We start from the raw sequence: 20,564 nt of genomic DNA, 5'->3' as shown, positions 1-20,564 counted from the left end.
ATAACTCTTGTAGAGACGCGATTAATCGCGTCTCTACTCATAACTCCAAACTCTTTAGCTAGTTGCTTGTACAGGTTGTTGCTGAGAGACATTACCTGGTATGGGTTCCATTTTAGTTCCTGGCCCTACAGGACTGACTTCAATATGATTTAACAAGGTAGTGACAAACGCGAACAACAAGAAAGGTAGCGATAGCAGAACAACGAGACCCGCTGTTGCTAAAGCGTACACGGGCCGCTTGGCACCCATCAACGCCAAGGCTGATGCCAAACTTAGGGTAATTGTAATCAACCAAACAATTATTTGACCGTAGATATCACCGAAAGTCAGGGTACAGACAAAGCGGTACTTTTGAATATTATTTTCGCTCATCACATTTGCCTCAAGTCTCTCCTAATAGGTTCTACGTTAGAACTATGTTTGCCTTGTAGGCAATTTCTAAATATTTTTGCAAGCTTTGTAATATCACTTCACAATCTAGCTGCCTTTAATGGCAAGACAGTTATGCTAACAAACTTCTTTCGTTTATGGAAGAGATGGCAATCGCGTTGGCGCAGCCCGCCGTAGGCATCGCCTCCTTAACAAACACTATCTTAATTTTAAGCAAAGAGACTATTTGTCATCTATCAAATTCAGGATATTTTAAATAGATATATCAATTCTATTTAATTTGTGAAAATTGCAACCCACAAATTCCCGACCTTGTAAAAGTCGTTGGTTATCTTAGACCTCTTGCAAAAGTGCTTTTTGCACTCTTGGGGAAAAGGTTTTGGTTAAAGGGGAAGGGGACAATACAGAACCTTTTCCCCTTCCCCCTTTCCCTTTTCCCGACTTATGCAAGAAGTCTCTTGTTTCTCATGAGTGATTCAGGATTGCTATAAAATTTAATTTTTTGTTAGTAAATATTAACTAGAGAAATCAAGTAAAGTTCAGAATGCAAAAACCGATTTTTTGATGTTAAATTTTGAATATTGCCCGAATTTGTTGACTTAAATCAACAAAAATCTTTATTTTTCGTGGCAACATTGTTTTAGGAGTGAACGTGAATACTATTTTTTTTCGTAAAGGTGTTTTTTGGTTGCCAAGTATAGCTACTCTTGCATTCCTGAGTAGCGGTTTATCTGCAAGCGCCCAAACAGTAAACAAGTTGAGCAATCAGCCATTAACTGAACCTTCCGCAAGCGTAGCGTCTCCCAACGAGTTTAGCCAAAATCTCTCTACAGAAACAACTGAAATTTTTACAGTCACAAATTTAACTAAGGTAGAGCAATCGCCTAACGCTGCCATAGAAGAAAACGCCAGTGTGACACCCATACCCGTTCCAGGCACAGTGGCAACCTCATCTGCGACGCTCACCTCTGAACCTGTACAACCGACTTCTCAAACTACTGCTCAACCATCTGCTACTAAAGTAGCGCAATCGGATATTGATTTAGGTAGAACTACCAGTGGTGGTAGTAGCTATCTGGGCGTTGCTGCTAACATTGGTTTGAGTGGTGGTGACACATCTTTGGGCGACGGTAACTTCGCTGTAGTCAGTAAAATCGGACTGACAAATTCTATATCAGTGCGACCCTCAGCCATATTTGGGGACAACACCACAGTTCTACTTCCGATCACCTACGATTTTACCTTCAAATCAGCAGATGCTTTTAGCGAACCATTAGCGATCGCACCTTATGTCGGAGTAGGTGCAGCTTACAAAACTGGTGATGATTCGCAATTTGCCTTTTTGGTGTCTGGTGGCATCGATGTGCCTTTAACTTCTCAATTTACGGCAACAGCTGCTATCAATGCTGGATTCTTCGATGAAACTGATGTGGGCTTGTTATTAGGAGTTGGTTACAACTTCAGTGGGCTTTAAGAATTAGGAGTTAGGAATTAGGAGTTATTAAGATTAAATTCATAACTCATCACTCCTAACTCCTAAGTTTCTACTTAGGGGTAACTTTGTCAATTACCTTGATTTTGCCATCGTCTCCGACTGTCCAAACATCGTATACACCGACGACATCGCCGTTAGCATCAACATCCACGTTGCCACTAGCTCCTTGGTAGTTAATCTTTTTACCATCTTTAAGTAACTTCAGTCCCTCGCAGACATCAGTAACTTCTGTGCCAGGCCCATCAGCAACTTCTCGGATTTTGCTGGCTATACCAACGCCTGTATTTTCCTTAGCAGCTTGCGCCGCTAATGTTAATAAAGCAGCCGCATCCCAAGCTTGAGGAGCGTATTCCCCTGGCGCGCCACCTTTTTTATCCTTCCACAGCTTGTTGAAAGCTTCTAGTGCTTTACCATCGGAACCCGGTACTGTACCGATCGCTCCTGTTAAAATATATTTACCATCATCGCCTTTGCCAACTTGTTCGGGAAAAGTAGGTGACTTTACCCCATCTGTCAGCAGAATCTGTACTCCCTTCGCTACACCTTGCTGATAGGCGGCTTTCAAGAACAGACTACCAGTTTCGGCATAGAGTACAGCCAGGACTGCATCTGGCTTACCAGCAAAAGCAGCAGACGCTTCTGTATCAAATGTTTGAGCTTTTGGATCGTAGCGGACAGGCTTATCTTTATTAACTACAGTTCCACCCAATTTTTCAAAAGTTTGCACAAATGCTTTTTCAAACCCTACGCCATAGTCGTTATTAATTACGACTGTAGAAACTCGCTTGAAACCTTTTTTTCTGGCAAGTTGGGCTAAAGCTAGTGCTTGGTAGGTATCGGGAGGAGCGGTACGTGCCCAAAAGCCTTTATAGTCGCCTTTTTGAGCCTTGTCGGTAAAGACGGGACTGGTACTACCAGGAGAAACCAGCATAACTTTATTCGGCGTGGCAATGGAGACTGCTGCACTAGAAACGCTACTGGCAAAGGAGCCAACGACACCTGCCACTTTATCTAAAGTTGCTAGTTTGGTCATACCGGCAGCTCCAGCTTTCGGGTCGGTTTGGTCATCTACTTGTACCAAAGTAACAGGTTCGCCATTTACCCCACCGCAAGCGTTAACCGTATCGACCAGTAAAGGTACGGAACCTAGCATTTGCTGTCCTACAGAAGCCAAGTCGCCTGTTGTTGGTAGCAATGAACCAATTTTTAGCCCTTTAGCACTGCTTGTAGTAGTTGAGTTTGCCGCTGGGGTAGCGGTATTTCCGTTGTTAGCTGTGCTGTTGGGGTTACTGTTATCACCACAAGCCCCAAGTAGAAACCCAGCCGCAAGGGTAGCTATACTTAAACTTAAGGCGGCACTAATTTTTCTCATAAATTACTTTCACTCCTCAAAATACTTAGGAGTCTAAAAATAAGATCCAAACTAGATTTGTAACTTAGCTGGATCTTATCAGCACTCCAAATGATAAATCATATCATCCATCTTTAGGAGTAGAAATATTTACGCCGATATTAGTATTTCTTTTTTACACAGAATATATTCTGTGTATCAAAAGCCGAAAAACGGAGAGGGAGGGATTCGAACCCTCGGTACGGAGTTGCCTGCCGTACAACAGATTAGCAATCTGCCGCTTTCGACCACTCAGCCACCTCTCCTGACTCACGAATATCAATGTTACCAGAATTGCCAGTAAGAGTCAATAGTCATTTGTCATTTGCCGTTGGTTATCTATAAAACACTAAGGACTAGGGACAAATGACTAATTTTTTAAAGGACTTGCGATCGCATCCAAGCTATGGGCAAGGTGCGTAACTTTTTCCACTGGGGAACAAAAGCTCGCTGACTGAATACATCGTAATCGTTGCGTTCAATCGCCTCCAAAATTTGACCGTACAGCATTGATGCTGCCCACACAGGCCAACGGGCATCGGATGCTAAATAAGTAATTCCCTGGTCGGATGTGGTGTAAAATTGGCGGGCGCGGTCAATTTGAAAGCGCATCAATGCCCGCCAGCGATCGTCTACCACACCTTTGAAGAAGTCTTGCTCGGTATAGTTGAATTTTGCCAAGTCTTCCAGGGGAATATAAATCCGTCCCCGTTTGGCATCTTCTCCCACATCCCGCAGGATGTTGGTGAGTTGATTGGCAATTCCGAGAGCGATCGCTTCTTCTGTGGGAACATAAGGTTGTTTGTTATGTTGCCACGGTGCTGCATATATGGTGTTATCCACACCCATAACTGATGTTGACATTAAGCCAACAGTGCCAGCAACGCGGTAACAGTAGAGGTATAAATCCTCAAAGGTTTCATAACGACTGCGATATAAGTCCATACGCTGACCGGCAATCATATCCCGAAATGGTTGAATGTCCATCGGAAAGCGCTGGAGGGTATCAACTAAAGCTACATCGTAATTTTCTAATGGACGCCCCGCAAAAATCGATTCCAGCTGCTGTTCCCATAGGTCTAGGGTTTCTGGCGTGGTAATAGCAGATGCAGGGCCATCCACCAATTCATCTGTACGGCGACACCAAGCGTAAATTGACCAAATAGATTGACGTTTTACCGGACTCATTAGCAAAGTACCCAGGTAAAAAGTCTTGGCATACTTTGCTGTGAGATGCCGACAAAGTTTGTATGACTCGTCTACAGAGACCAGCGTTTTCATGCGCGGCGGGGAATCAGGCAGTTGCAGCATTCGTTGCGGGCGGTCGGGTGAGCGTTTGCAGGTTTGAGGAATTTGCTACCGGGAGGGCCTCAGAAATCGCCTGCGCTGTCAGCTTACCAGAAAGTACGGCACCTTCCATACTGGCTAGGTAGCGTTGCATGGTGTAATCCCCTGAGAGATAGAAGTTACTAATGGGGGTTGTTTGCGAGGGACGGTACTGTTGACGACCAGGGGTCGCTTTGTAAACTGAACGGGGCGTTTTCACCACATGAGATTTCAGCAATGTTGCTGGATTGTCTCCCCCAAAGTGGTCGGGGAAGAGTTTTTCTAACTCGGCAATAGTTGCAGCCACAATCTCCTCATCGGATTTGGCAATCCAATCTTTTGCCGGGGCTAGAACTAATTCCAGCATCGAGCGTTCGGGGTTGGCGTATTCACGGCAGGTATTGCTCATATCAGCATAAACGCTTAGGAGGGGCGATCGCGAGAATAGCAAGTGATCAATTTGCGTAAGTTTACGATCGAACCACAAATGCACGTTAATTACAGGTACGCCTTCCAACCCTTCTAGCTTTTGGAAAAACTCCATTTCTTTCCAAGGTGCTGGCAAAATCACCTTCAGAGGGTCAACCGGCATGGCAGATACATACAAATCCGCCGTGAAAACTTCATCTTCGTTTCCATTCAATCCCCGCATCAAGTATCCTTTGACGCTACCATCGGCGTTTAGCAAAATCTCTTTTAAAGGGGCATTCAAGCGGACTTCTCCACCGCGTTCGGTGATGTAATCTACTATCGGCTGACACAATCGTTCTGTTGGCGAACCATCCAGAAAGGCCATTTTCGAGCCTTTTTTTTCTTGGAGGAAACGATTGAGGGCAGTTAAAAGAATGGTTGCCGAAATTTCATCTGGGCCGATGAAGTTCAGCGACTTGGCCATAGCAATAAAAACTTCTTTATTGACCCGTTCTGGAATTTTGTGTTTACGCAGCCAATCTGTCCAGGAATATTTGTCCATTTCTTCAACGTACTTTTGCCCCTGAATCATCGCCGGTAATAATCCGATGCCAAAGCGGATTTTTTCTGGCCATGTCAGCATGTCGTTGTTTCGCAGAATTGCCACTATACCATTAATTGGTGCCGGCAAATCTGGGAAATCAAAGCGACTGTAAGTACCTGGTGCATCCGGCTGGTTGAAGATCATTGTGTGTTCTTTCCACTGCAATCGATCTTCAATGTCCAGTTCTTTGAATAACTGCAACATATTGGGATATGCGCCAAAGAAGATGTGCAGACCTGTTTCGTACCAGTCTCCATCAGCATCTTTCCATGCGGCCACTTTACCGCCTAGAACGTCTCGACGTTCCAAGACAATGGGTGTGTGACCTGCGTCTGTAAGATATTTCGCGCAGGAAAGTCCTGCTAGTCCCGCTCCCGCGATCGCTACTCGCATGTAACCCTACTGCTCTTCAATATTTCTTAACCGTTTTATCGTTCTCATTATACGTTGCAATCCGTTACATTTGGCAGCTATTGTGCGATCGCTTCCCCAAAAAACTTTTGCCAAAGGGAATTTTACCTACGCGCGCCTACCCAAACAAATTGCTAATACCATTGTTGGCAATAGCTTTGCGGCACGCACTTTATCTATATTTACATGCAAGTGATTTAGGGAAACAAAAGTATTTCCTTTGACTGAAAATAGCTAATTTTAAAAGTTGTCTTAAAGTAGTTGATTTCTTGGCTAATTTGTGTATTTGCTATTAGGAAATATCTGGGGCATTACTTAAAGAAAACTTTCCTCTCCCTATAAGGGTGTAGGATAAATGTTTATGTTCTCTAGGTTGAACAGGTAAAAGATTATGGGTGTATCGCAGGAGCTAAGGCGCTTTGGACATCACTTAATTTTAGGTATTTCCGGCACTACATTAAGCGATGACGATAAACGCGCACTCAATGAATTAAAACCGATTGGGGCAATCTTTTTTGCTAAGAACTTTTTGGATGGCACCCCATATCAGGTTTGGCTGGAAAGCTTCAAGGATTTGAATAACCAGATACGAGAATATACTGAACGTGATTCCATGTTCCTCACTCTCGATCATGAAGGAGGTCGTGTAATTCGTACACCATCGCCAATTACCCGCTTTCCTCATGCCTTATTGCTGCGATCGCACGCTCATGAAGTAGCAAAAGCTACAGCAGTAGAACTCAAATCATTGGGAATCAATTTATCTTGGGCACCTGTTGCAGATATATTTTCCCATCCCGACAACCCCGTGATTGGGTCGCGTGCCTTTGGTAACACTCCCGAAACTGCCACTCAAGGTGCCCGTGACTATTACCTTGGACTTCGAGATTCAGGAATTTTGGGATGTGCTAAACACTTTCCCGGACATGGAGACACCAGCAAGGACTCTCACATTGAGCTACCAATACTGAATTTAACTCTAGAAGACCTGCGACTTCGAGAACTTATACCCTTCAGAGCTTTAATCGAAGTAAAGATTCCTTTGATTATGACTGTCCATATCTTATTTCCCAAGATAGATCCTGATGTGCCAGGAACGCTTTCTCAGACTATCCTCAAAACCATACTTAGAGAGGAACTTGGCTTTGAGGGAGTAGTTGTATCTGATGATTTGGATATGAAAGCGATCTCAGATATGTTTATGAAAGCTGGTACTGTGGCGCGGTCATTTAATGCAGGCTGCGATCTGTTTATTGTGTCGCGTAATATTAATTCATCATCTATTGAAAGAACTTATCGGATTGCTGAAGATTTTGCTGATTCGCTCAGTAACGGTAGTTTAGATGAAGCAGTCGTAGAAACAGCCAGAGAAAGAATTGAGAAACTACTGGCAGTAACACCGCAATATCCCATACATGCTTTGGATAAAGATGTATTATTGCAACACGCTCAACTAGCGATCGCTAGTTGCTATTCATAACCCAACGTGAATTCAAGTTGAATATTAGCAATTGCCAAAAGCCTAACAAAGATTGTAATTTTTAATTCTTAATTTTTAATTTTTAATTGTTTAGTGGGTGGTATAGGGGTCGAACCTATTTCTGCGGGTTAAAAGCCCGCTGCACAGCCGGTATGCCAACCACCCTAGTTAATTTGAAAAAGAAATGAGCAAGTGCGATCGTATTACATCGCAATCTTTGTAACACCAACACTAGATATAAATCCACCAGGGAGGTACTGCCCCTCCTATTTCTGTGTTATCAGCACAGCGCCTCACTTTTCGGCTTCAGGTGGAAAAAGAGGAAGATGGAGGAATCGAACCCCTACAGTTGCCCATACCCTGGTTTTCAAGACCAGTTGCCGTCCATTCAGCGGCATCTTCCATTGAGGGGCGTCTGACGGGGCTTGAACCCGCTATGACTGGTTCCACAAACCAGCGCCTCGACCACTTTGGCTTCAGACACCATCATCAGTGGAATCAATGGGAATTGAACCCATAACCTCCTGCTTGCAAGGCAGGCGCTCTAGCCACTTGAGCTATGACCCCATCAAATAAGTAAAAAGAGCAAAGTAAAAACTAAAAAGAAAGAGAAATATTAAATTCATTCTTTTGACTTTTGACTTTTAACTTTTGACTTTTAACTTTTGACTTGTTTAGGCGGGAGTGGTAGGACTTGAACCCACAACTTTCGAGGTAGAAGCTCGAAGCTCTATTCCATTGAGCTACACTCCCAATATTTGGTAGTCCTGGCAGGATTTGAACCTGCAACCTCTTGCTTGTAAGGCACTTGCTCTACCGTTGAAGCTACAGGACTACGCAAGCGAGTGGAGGGACTTGAACCCACGCACTGAGTATGGCGCACTCAGATGCTACCGATTACATCACACCCGCAAGTTCAGAGCGGACGGCGAGATTTGTAGCTTGCTTCCCGCAGGGTACTCGCACGAAGACGGTGGAAACGTCTCATGCTGCCGTTACATCACACCCGCATCAAGCTGGTAACAGGAATTGAACCTGCAACCTACTGATTACAAGTCAGTTGCTCTGCCAATTGAGCTACACCAGCACTATTTTTGGTAACGGGGGCAGGAGTTGAACCTGCCGATGTTCAGGTTATGAGCCTGACGAGCCACCGTTGCTCTATCCCCGCATATTCACCAATAGACTTCTTGCAGAAGTGGGAAAAGGGTAAGGGGTAAAGGAGAAAGGAGTAATAAGAAACCTTTTCCCTTTTACCTTTTCTCTTTCCCCCTCTTGCAAAAGAATTTTTGCAAGAAGTCAATACCCCTGACTGGATTTGAACCAGCAACCTCTTCGTTCTAAGCGAAGCGCCTCTTCCGTTGGGCTACAAGGGCAAAGTCTGAGTGGCAGGGATCGAACCTACGACCTGGAGTTCCCGAAACTCCTGCGCTCCCAACTGCGCTACACCCAGATATTTTGGTACTCTCGACAGGATTTGAACCTGCAAAAAACTAGATCCTCGGTCTAGTGCGTCTTCCGTTCCGCCACGAGAGCTTAGTACCCCTGACAGGATTTGAACCTGCAAAATCTGGACTCTGATTCCAGCACGTATGCCAGTTCCGTCACAGGGGCATATCGGGATGGCAGGATTTGAACCTGCGACTCCATGCTCCCAAAGCATGGCTTCTGGCCACTGAATTACATCCCGTTGGTACTCCTGGTGGGAGTCGAACCCACAACCAAACAGATTTTAAGTCTGCCACCTCTTCCAATTGGGCTACAGGAGCAAATTTTGGTACTCTTGGTGGGAATCGTAGACGCATTAGCGAAGCGGTAGCGACGAAGGAGCGTCAGCGGCTTCCCGCAGGGTACCCACAACTTACCGTTTTTGAGACGGCAGCCTCTTCCAGTTGGGCTACAAGAGCAGAGTTTGGCAGCCCTACCAGGACTCGAACCTGGAATCTTCGCCTTCAAAGGGCGCTATGTTGCCAATTACACCACAGGGCTTTATTGCCAGGGCAGGGTTTGAACCTGCAACCTCATCGTTCAGAGCGATGCGACTTACCAATTCGTCCACCCGGCAATGAATGGCTGCCTCAGTAGGACTCGAACCTACAACCGCGCGGTTAACAGCCGCTTGCTCTGCCATTGAGCTATGAGGCAACGAAGCCCCCCAGGTCGGAATCGAACCGACGACCTCCTGTTCTTCAGACAGGCGCTAACTACCAACTGAGCTACCGGGAGATAGAAGAAGGAGAGATAGGTTTTACCCAGGGACTGGTTTAATTCAACTCGAATCAACCACTCCAGCATCTCTCCGATATAACGAGAGCGGAGGGATTTGAACCCTCAAATCTTCAGTTTCGTAGACTGAGATGTTATCCAGTTACACCACACTCTCAAAACGGAGAGAACAGGATTTGAACCTGCGACGGGCATTAACTACCCGCTTCCTCTTAGCAGGAGGACGCTTTCAGCCACTCAGCCACCTCTCCATAGTGGGTCGAGCAGGATTTGAACCTGCGTGCAAAAAAGAACAGTTTTACAGACTGTCGCCTTCAACCAGACTCGGCCACCGACCCATAATCATTCCCTCGACGAGAATTGAACTCGCATCTGTGCTTTGAAAGAGCACTGACTTAACCATTCGTCCACGAGGGCATAATTTACCGAATTTTAGATTTTGGATTAAATTTTTTAATCTAAAATTGTCTGACACAGGGACTAGGATTTGAACCTAGAACATCGGATTTGGAGTCACGAGGTGTTACCGTTACACCATCCCTGCATTTGGTGGCAGCGGCGGGATTTGCACCCGCATATACCAGGGTATGAACCTGGGGCTTTGCTGATTAAGCTACGCTGCGATCGCACCAAAGGCTGAGGTGAGATTTGAACTCACGATGTCGGTTTTGCAGACCAACGCCTTCGACCACTTGGCTACTCAGCCATTTGGGAGTCCCGACGAGATTCGCACTCGCAATCTTCAGTTTGAGAAACTGACGGCTTAAACTATTCGCCTACAGGACTATAACCAGGGTGACGGGACTTGAACCCGCAACATTTCCGCAGACAACGGAACGCTCTAGCCAGTTGAGCTACACCCCGATTTTTGAGAATCTGTGCTTAAACATTGAGGTTTTTAGGCACAGATTTTGTTGGTGAACTTGCCCATTTCTTATTTAGTTTTCAAGGTTCAGAAAATTGACTTTTTACTATTAGGAAAACAACCGAAACTCTAGGTAGCAAGCCTGTTGTGTATTACGGATGTATTCAGTGGTTTTGATGAGTGCAAACTTAGAACTTTTTTCGTTTCTTGCTTCTACTGCGGATGGTTTGCAAGTAGAAACAGCTTTATTGACTGGGGACTTTGGTTTATTCCAACGCCTGTCCTTTAGTTGTATGTAGAACATAACTTTGACTCTTGGGAAGCTTGTTTTCTGCTCCACTACATTTATACTACAAAATACTACAAAAGGTGTCAAGGGGTTTCAGAAAGTTTTTTTGAAATTGTCTAGAAAAGCTTCTGCACTTATATTTGAGCTTGCTAAACCCTCTGAAAAGTCAAACTACAGTTTATGATTGGGTGAATCTTTAAAAGCCTGACGTGACAGACAACTTCTTCAAGCGACAACAGATAATTAGTATTGTCGCGATCGCCTCTAGTATTACAGCTTGTAGTATTGCTCCAGGTATCTCTCCACAATCGGGATTGAACCAGCCAATAAGCAAAATCCACACTGCACTTCCAGATCCAGCAAAGGGCCACATTAATGCCCAATTACCGCAATCAGTCAAAGTAGAAAGCCCTACCTTTACAGTCCCAGATAAATTTCAGGGAAAAACAGTTTATAAGGTACAACCCAACAACAACGAAAAGGTTATTGCTCTTAGCATTGATGATGGCCCCTGGCCAAAAACAACCCTAGAAATGCTGGATATCTTGAAGCAAAATGATGTTAAAGCCACATTCTTTTGGGTAGGACAAGCTTTAGAAGCAAATCCAGACTTAGCCAAGCGTGAAGTAGCCGAGGGACACGCCATTGGCAACCATACTTGGCATCATTGGTATCGGCGAATGGATGAAGCCACAGCCAAGAGTGAAATCGATCGCACAGCCGATTTGATATACAAAACTACAGGAGTGAAAACGTCTCTGTTTCGTCCTCCTGGAGGCTTTTTAAATAACGGACTAGCCGCTTACGCCAAAAGCCGTAAAGACGCTGTAATTATGTGGTCGCTAACTTCAGCTGATACCGATCCTCACGCCAAACCACAGGCATTTGTAAATAATGTCCTGAAAGGCGCAAAACCTGGTTTCATTGTTTTAATGCATGATGGTGGTGGCGATCGCCACAGAACTGTAGAAGCTTTGCCACAAATCATCAACGGACTCAAACAGCAAGGCTACCGATTTGTAACAATTCCTGAACTACTAAAAATGACGCAATAAAGGGTGAGAAATTCTCCTCACCTGATTTTAGATTTTAAATTTGGGATTTTGGATTGAGTAATCCGAAATCCCAAAATGTTTGTTCTCGCAAGTCTCCAAGAGTTACCCCCGAATTTCAACGTGAGAACAAATCTAAAATCCAAAACTTGTACTGAGCGAAGTCGAAGTATCCAAAATCCAAAATTGAGTCACCCGACTATTTCGTTTATTCACTCATAACAGAGGCACAAGATTGAGCTTCTTGCCAAAGTTTGTGCAAAAAGAACTCAGCGCGATCGCTCATAGTGGTGACAAACACACCGACAGAATCCTTAGAACTATCTGATAGCCAAGAACCCCGCAGGGTGACTTCCATATATTCGGTATCGCAGGCACAGAGGGCAATGATTTCTCTGTCATCTCTTTTTACCTCAGACCTGAGTACTTCTACTCCTGGCAAATCAACAGGAAGCAAAAAGGAAGCGGTACTGGGTTCAATGCACAAACTTTGCCCAACTCGCAGGGCTAAAATCACTCGTTGCGCTACCCATTCTTCTAGCGACAGAGTGAGACATTCCAAATCAAAACTGCTTTCAGTGTAAGTTAATTTCAGCATTCCTTATGCTCTCCTGTTATTCCAGGTTTGCTTGCATATCTATCCAAAACTGTTCAGCAAAAGAAATCGCGGGGTGGATTGGCGCTTTTGGTTTGGTACGCAGTTGCATACCAGCTTCAAACAGAGTGCGATCGCCTTTACGGGAGTTACATCTTTCACAAGCTGCGACTACGTTATCCCAAGTGTGAGAACCGCCTTTAGAACGCGGCATCACATGATCTAGCGTTAGATGTTTGCTGCTGCCGCAATATTGGCAACTGTGATGGTCTCGTCGCAATACTTCTCGCCGATTCACTGGCGGAACTTTCCACATCCGCTCATTAGAAGTGATTGTCAAGCGAATATGTTTTGGCACATCAATTACCAAACTGGGTGAGTGAACTTGCCATCCGCTTTCTGTGGTAAAACCCAGCGGTTGCGCCTTGTTGGTTACTAACAGCACAATCGCCCGCTTGATATTGACCCGACATAGTGGCAAATAATTTTGAGAAAACACCACCACAGATTGCTCTAACACTTGCATTGCGTTCGCGCCGCGCATGGAAGATATCGTCACAGCTTAACTCCTTATAAAAAAACCCCCGCTTCAAGTTTTTGGTGAAGCGGGGGTTAGAATTGACCGGAAAATTTTCTGGTCTCATATCGGTACAGGATTCCTTCGCCTGTACCCCCCGCTTTTTTGATTTAGTTGTGGTTTTGCAATTAGTGCACTAAAGCCTACATACTTATAATCATCATTACCCTCTGTGATTTGCCCATGATTTCGGCTACCATCGCCCATAAATAAATACTCCACTTCCATAGCAGCTGATTCCCAATTGGTTCGGCAATTGGTAGCGCACAAAATTGAAGTAGAGATGGGGTAAATGGATTTCACAGAAAATTTCACCTATTGAACATTCCTTTAAACATACTACACTTGTATTACTATCCTGTCTATACCTTTAAGGAGAAAAACTGATGCATACGATCGCTCGCACCCCAACCACTGATATGGAAGTTACCAGCATTCGCCTAGAGAGAGAACTCAAAGATAAGCTCAAAGAAATAGCTGGGAATCAGGGATATCAAGCTCTGATCCGAGATATCCTTTGGAATTATGTCCAGCAAAAATCAGGTGAGTGGAAGCCTCGATTTTCGCGATCCGACATTCGAGCTAGCATAGCTGCCACAGCTCAGCAAGAAGAACGCTGTGTGCTTACAGGTCAACTAATTCAACCCCAAGAACCGATGTTGTTAGGACTAACGAGAAATGGCGATATGGTTCCTCTGAGTGTCGAGAGCTTGGCTGGATAAACTTCGTCTATTTTGCAACCTGGTGTAGGGAGGGCATCTAGCCCGCCCTACCAGCAGGGAGTACAAAATGCTCTTACTACTTTAAAAAATATATAGGACTCATATTTGATTTCTGAAAAAACTCAGTACACCTTAGAAAGCCTTCTTTCCTGTTCCCTGTTCCCTGTTCCTTGACTACGTAGATCGTTTCAAAGATGTGGTTTAGTTTTATATTCAGACGAATGCAGCCTAGTTATTTTTACTTATAACTGGGCTGCATTAACAATTTAGCCAGAACTGCCGCAACCTCTAGTGAGCAAGAATTTATTTAAATTTAAGCTCTACTCCAAATTTCTACCATAGGTTGGGAACAAGACGCTTACGAACTCGCTACCATAGTTACGCTATCAGTGTAAATCGGGTCTGAACATGAGTACGTCTCGTTGATGCAGCCTCTCCTAGAGAAGAGAAGCCTACACTGCAAGAATAACCTCTTCATACCTCCTTTACTTTTGTTGATATTTTACTGAGAGTTACGGAGATCGAGGAGTAGCTTGTTAAACCTACTAGTTTTTTCAAGAAATGTAATAAAGCTTTATAAAGCAAGTTACGTAATTTTACGCCCTCAAAAGGGGAATTTTGCTGTAATTCCAGAGAAATTACGGTTTATGTATACTTACAGACAGGATAAAGTTAGTAAATTATTTCAAGACAGTGCAGTTAAAAATAAGCTAACTTAAGCATTTATAGGATATCTTGAGTATTTTATTACTTATGTACCAATGTAGCAATTTGCTTGATGCAGTGGAAATTTGGCCATCTGAGATAGAAAAGGGCTATAACAGGTGAGAGAAAGTATTCACACAAAATTTGTCAATTATCAGGGTGTAGCAACACAACTAACGGTGAAGAATATGCCAAGAAGTTGGGTGCAAGAACAAAGGGGTTATTATCCGAGGGCGTGCCAAAAATGAAAAAGCCTTTATCATCGCCGCCACATTACGTAGATGACATAGATCGACTACAACCTTACCAAGTCAAGCTGATGCAGCATCAGGAAGAACCTGCCCGCGAGTTGGTACAAAAGATTAACCAAATCATTGCTAATGGCTCTGCTACGGCTTTGATGCTGCAAGAGATTGCCCAATTGCTAGGAGTTGCTTTTCAAGTAGATTGCTGCTGCTTGGTTTCAGTGGCGGATGAGACATCAGATGAAGCAACTACTACTAATTGGTGTGCTGATGAGTTTCTAGGGTTGCCATACCCAGAAGAAATGTTTTCGATGGAACAGTTGCTTATGCACTCGCCAGTGCTGCAATGTGCTGCCCAACCATTGACTATTGAAGATATTTCGATCATTCAGAATAGTCTGGTAATTGGGTGTCAATATTTACCACTACCGATAAAAGCGGTTTTGGCAATTCCCACTCGCTTTGGTGGCAATAATAATGGAGTGATTAATCTGATTAAATTCCAACCCTATGAATGGAGTGAATCAGAAAAACAATTGCTCAAAGAAGTGGAGTCGGCTTGCGCGATCGCTTTTTCTGGAGTGGCACAAGCTCAACAAATTACTCATCAAGAGCAGTCCCTGCAAAAAAGCAAGCACCATCAAAGCTTGATCAAGCAATTAACCATATTAAGTCGTAGCAACTTGGAGCTGAATCAAATGCTCCAGTTAGTTATCGCCTCGACAGCCGAATCTCTACAGGCAGATCGGGGTTTACTCATCTTACTAAAATATACAGATCCACTATTTAAGACTCAAGCTAAAAAACAAATCCCCAAAGCGAAAGCTAGTGTAATCGCCCAATGGGCTAGAGAAACACAAAATTCTGGCACTAGTCAACCAGACACCTTAGCTGAGTCTTTCTTGATTTCAGATTGTGGTTTATGCCAGCGTGCCTTCATGGATTCTGGAAAACCAGTAATCTTCGATGACTATACAGATCAAAACGATACCTTGACAGCTGCTTCATTATTTGCGGTAGAGAAATTGCCTGCGGTACTTTTAGTGCCATTGGAAAGTCAAGGTAAAATTTTAGGATTCTTGGTGCTACAGCAATCTGTGATTCGCGATTGGCAACCAGAAGAATTAAATCTTGTGGAAATGGTTTGCGCTCAAGTGAGTAACGCCATAATTCAGTCACAGACATTGCGCCAAGTGCAAATGTTGGTAGATGAGCGGACGGCGAAACTTCAAAGTAGTCTAGAACTGCAAGCGAAATTGCATGAAAGAACCCGGCAGTATGTCGAGCAGCTACGGAAACTTAATGAACTCAAAGATGAATTTTTGAGTAACATGAGCGATCGCCTACGCTACCCTTTGACAAATATGCTGATGTCAATAAAAAACTTGCGTTTGCCAGGAATAGCACCAGAGCGTCAGGGTAAATATCTAGATATTCTTGAGCAGGAATGTTCAAAAGAAATTAACTTGATTAATGACTTGTTGACACTCCAAAAGCTAGAGTCGCCTCACGAAGCCCCGCAATTAGAATCTATAGATTTAAATACTAGAATTCAGGATATAGCAGCATCTTTTGAGAAAAAACTTGGCGAAAAAGGATTAAAAATTTCTATAGATTTGCCGGAAGAATCGCTCAAACTGCAAACTGAACTGGAGAGCTTTGACCGCATCCTGCAAGAATTATTAACGAATGCCTGTAAATACTCAGAGCCTGATACAATAGTTCGCCTTGAAGCGGCTCACCGAGTCGATCGACAAATCGATCGAGTTATCATGAAGGTGACGAATACAGGACGTGCCATCTCTGAAGAAGAAGCGACCTACATCTTTGATAAGTTCCGTCGTGGAAAAGGGCGCTGGACTCCAGGGACTGGCTTGGGACTTGCTTTGGTCAAGTCTTTAGTGCAGCATCTAAATGGAGCGATCGCTGTTGAAAGTCTCCCAATCTTGGATTCTGAACAGAGCGAAATTTGCTTCACCTTGACTCTGCCCCAATTTTCTGACGAAAGCAAACCATAATTCTGAAAGTGACTAAAAAACAGAACGCAACAGAGAACCCTGATTTGCAATCTTCCACTGATGACACCAACCTAGAAGAGGATTTACTTGCTCAGGTAGAAGTTCAAATTGAGAAAATAGCAGAGCGACAGCGGCAAATCACTGCTAAAGTCCAAATTCCTCACCCAGTGGAGCAAATCTGGAAGGTTCTGACAAATTATGAAGCCTTACCAGACTTCCTCCCCAACCTCGCCAAGAGTTGTCTAATCGAGCATCCCGATGGTGGAATTCGACTGGAGCAAGTAGGCTCCCAACGCTTACTGAATTTCAACTTTTGTGCGCGGGTAGTTCTAGATTTGGAAGAATGCTTCCCTAAAGCAATTAATTTCCGCATGGTAGAGGGAGATTTTAAAGGCTTTTCTGGTAGCTGGTGCTTAGAGCCTTATTCTTTCGGAGAGTCTTTAGGAACAAATCTGTCCTACACAATTCAAGTTTGGCCTAAACTCACTATGCCAGTGGGAATTATTGAAAATCGTCTGAGCAAAGATTTGCGGTTAAATCTTTTGGCTATTTACCAACGTGTAGAAGAACTAGCCAGCAAAGAACCGTATGCATAACAACAATAAACCACCATTCAGATGTATTCCTGAATGATGGTTTATTGTTGCTACATTTCAAATAAAAAAGCTTTTGCTTTTTATTTTTTTAAGTACCCCCAGGGGAATTCGAATCCCCGTTACCTCCGTGAAAGGGAGGTGTCCTAGGCCTCTAGACGATGGGGGCATCGGACTCAGACCTTTTATAAGTTAACCAATTTCCTTGCCGTTGTCAACAGGTTTTGCCAAAAAAAGTTTGTGACAGCTAAACTGGGTGAAAGCAAAAGCTTGAAGAAGATACAAAGATATGGAGACAGATAAAAAAGTCCGTAGATACTTCTGTGGTCAGCCGCAGAGTGCGTCAGCGTTGGGCGCTGGGAATTTCGGGGTATACACATATCTAAAAAACGCTGAAGACAGCAAGGAACAAAGGGTATGATGTTGTACCCTTTAGAGTTAATATCTACGGTTTTTTACAAGAGATTTTGAAATAAATCGCTCAAAATCTACAATATGGAAGCATCTTTTGAAATCACCATACAGATGGCGATCGCTGTCTTTGCAGGCATTAGCGCCCAAGTGCTGGCTGCATACCTTCGTGTACCCAGCATCGTCTTGTTATTGCTGTTGGGCATTTTGTTTGGCTCCGATGGTATAGGGCTATTGCATCCCCATTCGCTAGGCACTGGACTGGAAGTTATAGTCGCCCTCGCCACGGCAATCATTTTGTTTGAAGGCGGACTTAACTTGGATCTGCGTGAGTTAGGTAGAGTTTCTGTCAGCCTACAATTGCTCGTCACTCAAGGAACGCTAATCACCCTACTTGGCGGTAGTATGGCTGCTCACTGGCTGGGTGAATTTCCCTGGAACATAGCTTTTCTCTATGCTTCTATAGTCGTGGTGACAGGCCCAACCGTCGTTGGCCCATTGCTCAAACAAATCAATGTAGATCGACAAGTGGCAACACTTTTGGAAGGAGAAGGGGTTTTAATTGACCCTGTAGGGGCTATCCTCGCCTTCGTTGTCCTCGATACGATTTTGAACGGCGATGCTGACCCGATCAATGCGATCGTCGGTTTACTTATCCGCCTGGGTGTTGGCGCAGCTATTGGTGGTGCTGGTGGTTATCTGATGAGTTTGATTTTCAAACGCGCCAGCTTTCTGTCATTTGAGCTAAAAAACTTAGTGGTGTTGGCGATACTTTGGAGCTTGTTTACCTTATCGCAGATGATCCGCAGTGAATCGGGAGTCATGACAACAGTAGTTGCAGGAGCAGTCTTTGCCAACTCCTCAGTCCCGGAAGAACGTCTGTTACGCAGCTTTAAAGGTCAGTTAACAATTCTCAGCGTTTCGGTGCTATTTATCTTATTAGCTGCTGACCTATCCATTGCAAGTGTGCTTGCTTTGGGTTGGGGTAGTTTATTCACTGTTTTGGTACTAATGTTTGTCGTTCGCCCGATCAATATCCTCTTGTGTACCTGGAACAGTGACCTCAACTGGCGACAAAAACTGTTTTTAAGCTGGGTTGCTCCAAGAGGAATTGTTGCTGCCTCTGTAGCTTCTTTTTTTGCGATTTCGTTGACACAGCGAGGCATTAACGGCGGTGATTCCATCAAAGCTTTAGTTTTCCTGACAATTATCATGACTGTTGTCTGCCAGGGGCTAACAGCTGGCTGGGTTGCTAAATGGCTGCAAATCACCTCCAAGGACGTAACTGGGGCAGTGATTGTGGGTTGTAATCCCTTGAGTCTTGTAATTGCTCGTTTCTTTCAAGAACGGGGAGAAAACGTGGTGATGATTGATACCGATCCCGAATGTCTTGTGCAAGCCGAGGCGCAAAATCTCCGGGTTATTGCCAGCAGTGCGCTAGATGCTGCGGTTTTAGAAGAGGCCGGACTTGCCTCTATAGGTACTTTTTTGGCTATGACAAGTAATGGCGAGGTGAATTTTGTTTTGGCTCAACGAGCAGCTGAGGAGTTTAAACCCCCGCGCGTCTTAGCTGTTTTTCCCCGCGATCCGCAAGCGAGTACCTCGACTAGTAATAAAGTTAATCAAGCTTTTATTCCAGACTTAGCAATTAAAACTTGGAATGAATATTTGAATGATGGACGAGTGAAGTTAGGGACAACTACGCTAGATGAGTTGGAGTTTTCGACTCAATGCGATCGCATCCAAGAAAAGATTCGGACTGGGGCTTTAATACCGCTATTGATAGAACGAGCAGAACGCTTACAAGTAATGCCAGCTAACCAAGATTGGGAAATTGGCGATCGCATTATTTATCTGTTACATGACCCCAGACCTAGCCTTTTAAAACGCTTATCTGGTGCTACCCAATCTACTCCCCTCTCTCTAGAAAAGTTACCAGAGGTTGAAGACCTATCCCTCGCCCAGTTATCTCAACTTTCTCCTACTGAGGCTTCTGGGGGATGAGGGGATTGGGGCAGAGGAGCAAGGGAGCAGAGGGGCAGGGGAGGAATTCCTGACTCTTTATTAGCTTTGGGAAGGAATAAATTCGCCTTCTGGTTTTGGCGCTTCTTGATACATTTGCCATTCCTGCCAGAGTAAAGCAGACAAATGTACTATGGCGAGAATTAGCGTCGCTACCGAAATCAGATAACTGTGGATTGTGTAAAGGTGTTCGACGGTAATTGTGTTAATGGCTCCACCACCAGTCAGGATTTCGCGCAGTTGCCCACCAATCAAAGGAATGGCTTCGATGGTTCCTAGCTCAATGCTAAAACGCCAGTACCCTTCCTGAGTCCAATCTAAAATCATCGCTGTCCAATCCAGCCCGATCGCACTTAGGGTTAACAAAATCACACTAATCCAAGCAGCCAGCCAACTCTTGCGAAATTGCCGACCTAAAAACATCACCACAATTTGAATTAGAGCGATCGCAATTACCCCGTTACCAGCAATTTCATGCGCTCTCCAAAACAACCAACCGTATGGCAGTTGTGTATTAATCATCTTTAAGGAGTTATAAGCTCCGCCTGCTGTCGGTTCATAGTAAAAAGACAACAAAATTCCAGTAGAAATATAAATTAAACACAGAGTCAAAATCACGACTGATAATATCGTCGCTATTCGTCGCAAAATCTGATCGAACTGGGTGCTTTGCATGGCTCACCCCTCCTGTTCTTAACTAAGTATTTATTCTTGTTACGATTTTAGCTAATAAATTT

The 20,564-nt window shown here is 44.2% G+C and carries 14 protein-coding genes and 31 tRNA genes; 7 read left to right on the top strand and 38 right to left on the bottom strand.

Annotation, left to right across the window (positions count from 1 at the left end; genetic code table 11):
• Nucleotides 1-54 precede the first annotated feature (54 nt).
• Complete coding sequence (locus V7K45_RS17205; RefSeq protein ID WP_099102821.1) at nt 55-372, bottom strand: hypothetical protein; 318 nt, start codon at nt 370-372, stop codon at nt 55-57.
• 670 nt (nt 373-1,042) lie between these two features.
• On the opposite strand from V7K45_RS17205, the gene V7K45_RS17200 reads away from it, so the two are divergent.
• Nucleotides 1,043-1,864, top strand: a complete 822-nt coding sequence (locus tag V7K45_RS17200; protein ID WP_335005423.1) for a hypothetical protein — start codon at nt 1,043-1,045, stop codon at nt 1,862-1,864.
• Nucleotides 1,865-1,934: 70 nt separating this feature from the next.
• Here V7K45_RS17200 and V7K45_RS17195 read toward each other — a convergent pair whose 3' ends face one another.
• From V7K45_RS17195 to pds, 4 genes are all read right to left on the bottom strand, one after another.
• Nucleotides 1,935-3,257 carry an ABC transporter substrate-binding protein gene (locus V7K45_RS17195; RefSeq protein ID WP_335005420.1) on the bottom strand — a complete coding sequence of 441 codons (1,323 nt, stop codon included), beginning with the start codon at nt 3,255-3,257 and terminating at the stop codon, nt 1,935-1,937.
• A gap of 192 nt (nt 3,258-3,449) precedes the next feature.
• A tRNA-Ser gene (locus V7K45_RS17190) sits at nt 3,450-3,541 on the bottom strand.
• Nucleotides 3,542-3,653: 112 nt separating this feature from the next.
• Complete coding sequence (gene crtB / locus V7K45_RS17185) at nt 3,654-4,586, bottom strand: 15-cis-phytoene synthase CrtB (protein ID WP_335005418.1); 933 nt, start codon at nt 4,584-4,586, stop codon at nt 3,654-3,656.
• Nucleotides 4,570-6,009, bottom strand: a complete 1,440-nt coding sequence (pds, locus tag V7K45_RS17180; RefSeq protein ID WP_335005416.1) for a 15-cis-phytoene desaturase — start codon at nt 6,007-6,009, stop codon at nt 4,570-4,572. Before pds ends, crtB begins: the two co-directional genes overlap by 17 nt.
• Before the next feature lie 409 nt (nt 6,010-6,418).
• On the opposite strand from pds, the gene V7K45_RS17175 reads away from it, so the two are divergent.
• Nucleotides 6,419-7,507 (top strand): glycoside hydrolase family 3 protein, encoded by a 1,089-nt coding sequence (locus tag V7K45_RS17175; RefSeq protein WP_335005414.1) that lies wholly within the window; start codon nt 6,419-6,421, stop codon nt 7,505-7,507.
• Nucleotides 7,508-7,601: 94 nt separating this feature from the next.
• On the opposite strand, the gene V7K45_RS17170 is transcribed toward V7K45_RS17175, so the two are convergent.
• The 29 genes from V7K45_RS17170 to V7K45_RS17030 all read right to left on the bottom strand — a co-directional run bounded on the left by V7K45_RS17170 (nt 7,602) and on the right by V7K45_RS17030 (nt 10,597).
• A tRNA-Lys gene (locus V7K45_RS17170) sits at nt 7,602-7,672 on the bottom strand.
• Nucleotides 7,673-7,827: 155 nt separating this feature from the next.
• Nucleotides 7,828-7,910, bottom strand: a tRNA-OTHER gene (locus V7K45_RS17165).
• 7 nt (nt 7,911-7,917) lie between these two features.
• A tRNA-His gene (locus tag V7K45_RS17160) sits at nt 7,918-7,991 on the bottom strand.
• Between the two features lie 9 nt (nt 7,992-8,000).
• Nucleotides 8,001-8,074: transfer RNA gene (locus V7K45_RS17155), tRNA-Ala, on the bottom strand.
• Nucleotides 8,075-8,186: 112 nt separating this feature from the next.
• A tRNA-Arg gene (locus tag V7K45_RS17150) sits at nt 8,187-8,260 on the bottom strand.
• 6 nt (nt 8,261-8,266) lie between these two features.
• A tRNA-Val gene (locus V7K45_RS17145) sits at nt 8,267-8,342 on the bottom strand.
• Nucleotides 8,343-8,347: 5 nt separating this feature from the next.
• A tRNA-Gly gene (locus tag V7K45_RS17140) sits at nt 8,348-8,419 on the bottom strand.
• Nucleotides 8,420-8,521: 102 nt separating this feature from the next.
• Nucleotides 8,522-8,594, bottom strand: a tRNA-Thr gene (locus V7K45_RS17135).
• A 12-nt stretch (nt 8,595-8,606) separates the two neighbouring features.
• Nucleotides 8,607-8,678, bottom strand: a tRNA-Met gene (locus V7K45_RS17130).
• A gap of 132 nt (nt 8,679-8,810) precedes the next feature.
• A tRNA-Leu gene (locus V7K45_RS17125) sits at nt 8,811-8,883 on the bottom strand.
• 4 nt (nt 8,884-8,887) lie between these two features.
• Nucleotides 8,888-8,960 (bottom strand) — tRNA-Pro (locus V7K45_RS17120).
• 6 nt (nt 8,961-8,966) lie between these two features.
• Nucleotides 8,967-9,043, bottom strand: a tRNA-Leu gene (locus tag V7K45_RS17115).
• Nucleotides 9,044-9,047: 4 nt separating this feature from the next.
• Nucleotides 9,048-9,121, bottom strand: a tRNA-Leu gene (locus V7K45_RS17110).
• Nucleotides 9,122-9,124: 3 nt separating this feature from the next.
• A tRNA-Pro gene (locus V7K45_RS17105) sits at nt 9,125-9,197 on the bottom strand.
• 1 nt (nt 9,198) lies between these two features.
• Nucleotides 9,199-9,276, bottom strand: a tRNA-Leu gene (locus V7K45_RS17100).
• Nucleotides 9,277-9,282: 6 nt separating this feature from the next.
• Nucleotides 9,283-9,414: transfer RNA gene (locus V7K45_RS17095), tRNA-Leu, on the bottom strand.
• A gap of 6 nt (nt 9,415-9,420) precedes the next feature.
• Nucleotides 9,421-9,496: transfer RNA gene (locus tag V7K45_RS17090), tRNA-Gln, on the bottom strand.
• Nucleotides 9,497-9,499: 3 nt separating this feature from the next.
• Nucleotides 9,500-9,572: transfer RNA gene (locus V7K45_RS17085), tRNA-Gln, on the bottom strand.
• Nucleotides 9,573-9,577: 5 nt separating this feature from the next.
• Nucleotides 9,578-9,652 (bottom strand) — tRNA-Asn (locus V7K45_RS17080).
• 6 nt (nt 9,653-9,658) lie between these two features.
• Nucleotides 9,659-9,733, bottom strand: a tRNA-Phe gene (locus V7K45_RS17075).
• Nucleotides 9,734-9,815: 82 nt separating this feature from the next.
• Nucleotides 9,816-9,890 (bottom strand) — tRNA-Arg (locus V7K45_RS17070).
• A gap of 4 nt (nt 9,891-9,894) precedes the next feature.
• Nucleotides 9,895-9,984, bottom strand: a tRNA-Ser gene (locus tag V7K45_RS17065).
• Between the two features lie 4 nt (nt 9,985-9,988).
• Nucleotides 9,989-10,071 (bottom strand) — tRNA-Tyr (locus V7K45_RS17060).
• 7 nt (nt 10,072-10,078) lie between these two features.
• Nucleotides 10,079-10,149, bottom strand: a tRNA-Glu gene (locus V7K45_RS17055).
• A gap of 56 nt (nt 10,150-10,205) precedes the next feature.
• Nucleotides 10,206-10,277: transfer RNA gene (locus V7K45_RS17050), tRNA-Trp, on the bottom strand.
• Between the two features lie 3 nt (nt 10,278-10,280).
• Nucleotides 10,281-10,356 (bottom strand) — tRNA-Met (locus V7K45_RS17045).
• A 10-nt stretch (nt 10,357-10,366) separates the two neighbouring features.
• Nucleotides 10,367-10,439, bottom strand: a tRNA-Cys gene (locus tag V7K45_RS17040).
• A 3-nt stretch (nt 10,440-10,442) separates the two neighbouring features.
• A tRNA-Glu gene (locus tag V7K45_RS17035) sits at nt 10,443-10,519 on the bottom strand.
• Between the two features lie 4 nt (nt 10,520-10,523).
• A tRNA-Asp gene (locus V7K45_RS17030) sits at nt 10,524-10,597 on the bottom strand.
• 499 nt (nt 10,598-11,096) lie between these two features.
• Here V7K45_RS17030 and V7K45_RS17025 point away from each other — a divergent pair.
• Nucleotides 11,097-11,942 (top strand): polysaccharide deacetylase family protein, encoded by an 846-nt coding sequence (locus tag V7K45_RS17025; RefSeq protein ID WP_335005412.1) that lies wholly within the window; start codon nt 11,097-11,099, stop codon nt 11,940-11,942.
• A gap of 205 nt (nt 11,943-12,147) precedes the next feature.
• Here V7K45_RS17025 and V7K45_RS17020 read toward each other — a convergent pair whose 3' ends face one another.
• Together V7K45_RS17020 and V7K45_RS17015 are read right to left on the bottom strand one after the other, a co-directional pair.
• Nucleotides 12,148-12,537 carry an alr0857 family protein gene (locus V7K45_RS17020; protein WP_335005410.1) on the bottom strand — a complete coding sequence of 130 codons (390 nt, stop codon included), beginning with the start codon at nt 12,535-12,537 and terminating at the stop codon, nt 12,148-12,150.
• Nucleotides 12,538-12,553: 16 nt separating this feature from the next.
• Complete coding sequence (locus tag V7K45_RS17015) at nt 12,554-13,060, bottom strand: HNH endonuclease (protein WP_322689471.1); 507 nt, start codon at nt 13,058-13,060, stop codon at nt 12,554-12,556.
• A 437-nt stretch (nt 13,061-13,497) separates the two neighbouring features.
• Between V7K45_RS17015 and V7K45_RS17010 the strand changes: the two genes are divergently transcribed.
• The 3 genes from V7K45_RS17010 (at nt 13,498) to V7K45_RS17000 (ending at nt 17,397) form a co-directional block, all read left to right on the top strand.
• Complete coding sequence (locus V7K45_RS17010; RefSeq protein ID WP_094347436.1) at nt 13,498-13,833, top strand: hypothetical protein; 336 nt, start codon at nt 13,498-13,500, stop codon at nt 13,831-13,833.
• 949 nt (nt 13,834-14,782) lie between these two features.
• On the top strand, nt 14,783-16,801 hold the full coding sequence (locus tag V7K45_RS17005; RefSeq protein WP_335005408.1) for a GAF domain-containing sensor histidine kinase: 2,019 nt from the start codon (nt 14,783-14,785) through the stop codon (nt 16,799-16,801).
• Nucleotides 16,802-16,809: 8 nt separating this feature from the next.
• Nucleotides 16,810-17,397, top strand: a complete 588-nt coding sequence (locus V7K45_RS17000) for an SRPBCC family protein (protein WP_335005406.1) — start codon at nt 16,810-16,812, stop codon at nt 17,395-17,397.
• A gap of 93 nt (nt 17,398-17,490) precedes the next feature.
• On the opposite strand, the gene V7K45_RS16995 is transcribed toward V7K45_RS17000, so the two are convergent.
• A tRNA-Glu gene (locus tag V7K45_RS16995) sits at nt 17,491-17,563 on the bottom strand.
• A 326-nt stretch (nt 17,564-17,889) separates the two neighbouring features.
• On the opposite strand from V7K45_RS16995, the gene V7K45_RS16990 reads away from it, so the two are divergent.
• Complete coding sequence (locus V7K45_RS16990; RefSeq protein ID WP_335005403.1) at nt 17,890-19,809, top strand: cation:proton antiporter; 1,920 nt, start codon at nt 17,890-17,892, stop codon at nt 19,807-19,809.
• Between the two features lie 60 nt (nt 19,810-19,869).
• Here V7K45_RS16990 and V7K45_RS16985 read toward each other — a convergent pair whose 3' ends face one another.
• The gene (locus V7K45_RS16985) at nt 19,870-20,502 is read right to left on the bottom strand and encodes a cytochrome b N-terminal domain-containing protein (protein WP_335005401.1); all 633 of its coding nucleotides are present in this window, start codon (nt 20,500-20,502) and stop codon (nt 19,870-19,872) included.
• Nucleotides 20,503-20,564 lie beyond the last annotated feature (62 nt).

It is taken from the genome of Nostoc sp. (assembly GCF_036917375.1).
In the GTDB taxonomy this organism is placed as follows: domain Bacteria; phylum Cyanobacteriota; class Cyanobacteriia; order Cyanobacteriales; family Nostocaceae; genus Nostoc.
This window is presented reverse-complemented; position numbering and strand designations above follow the sequence as displayed.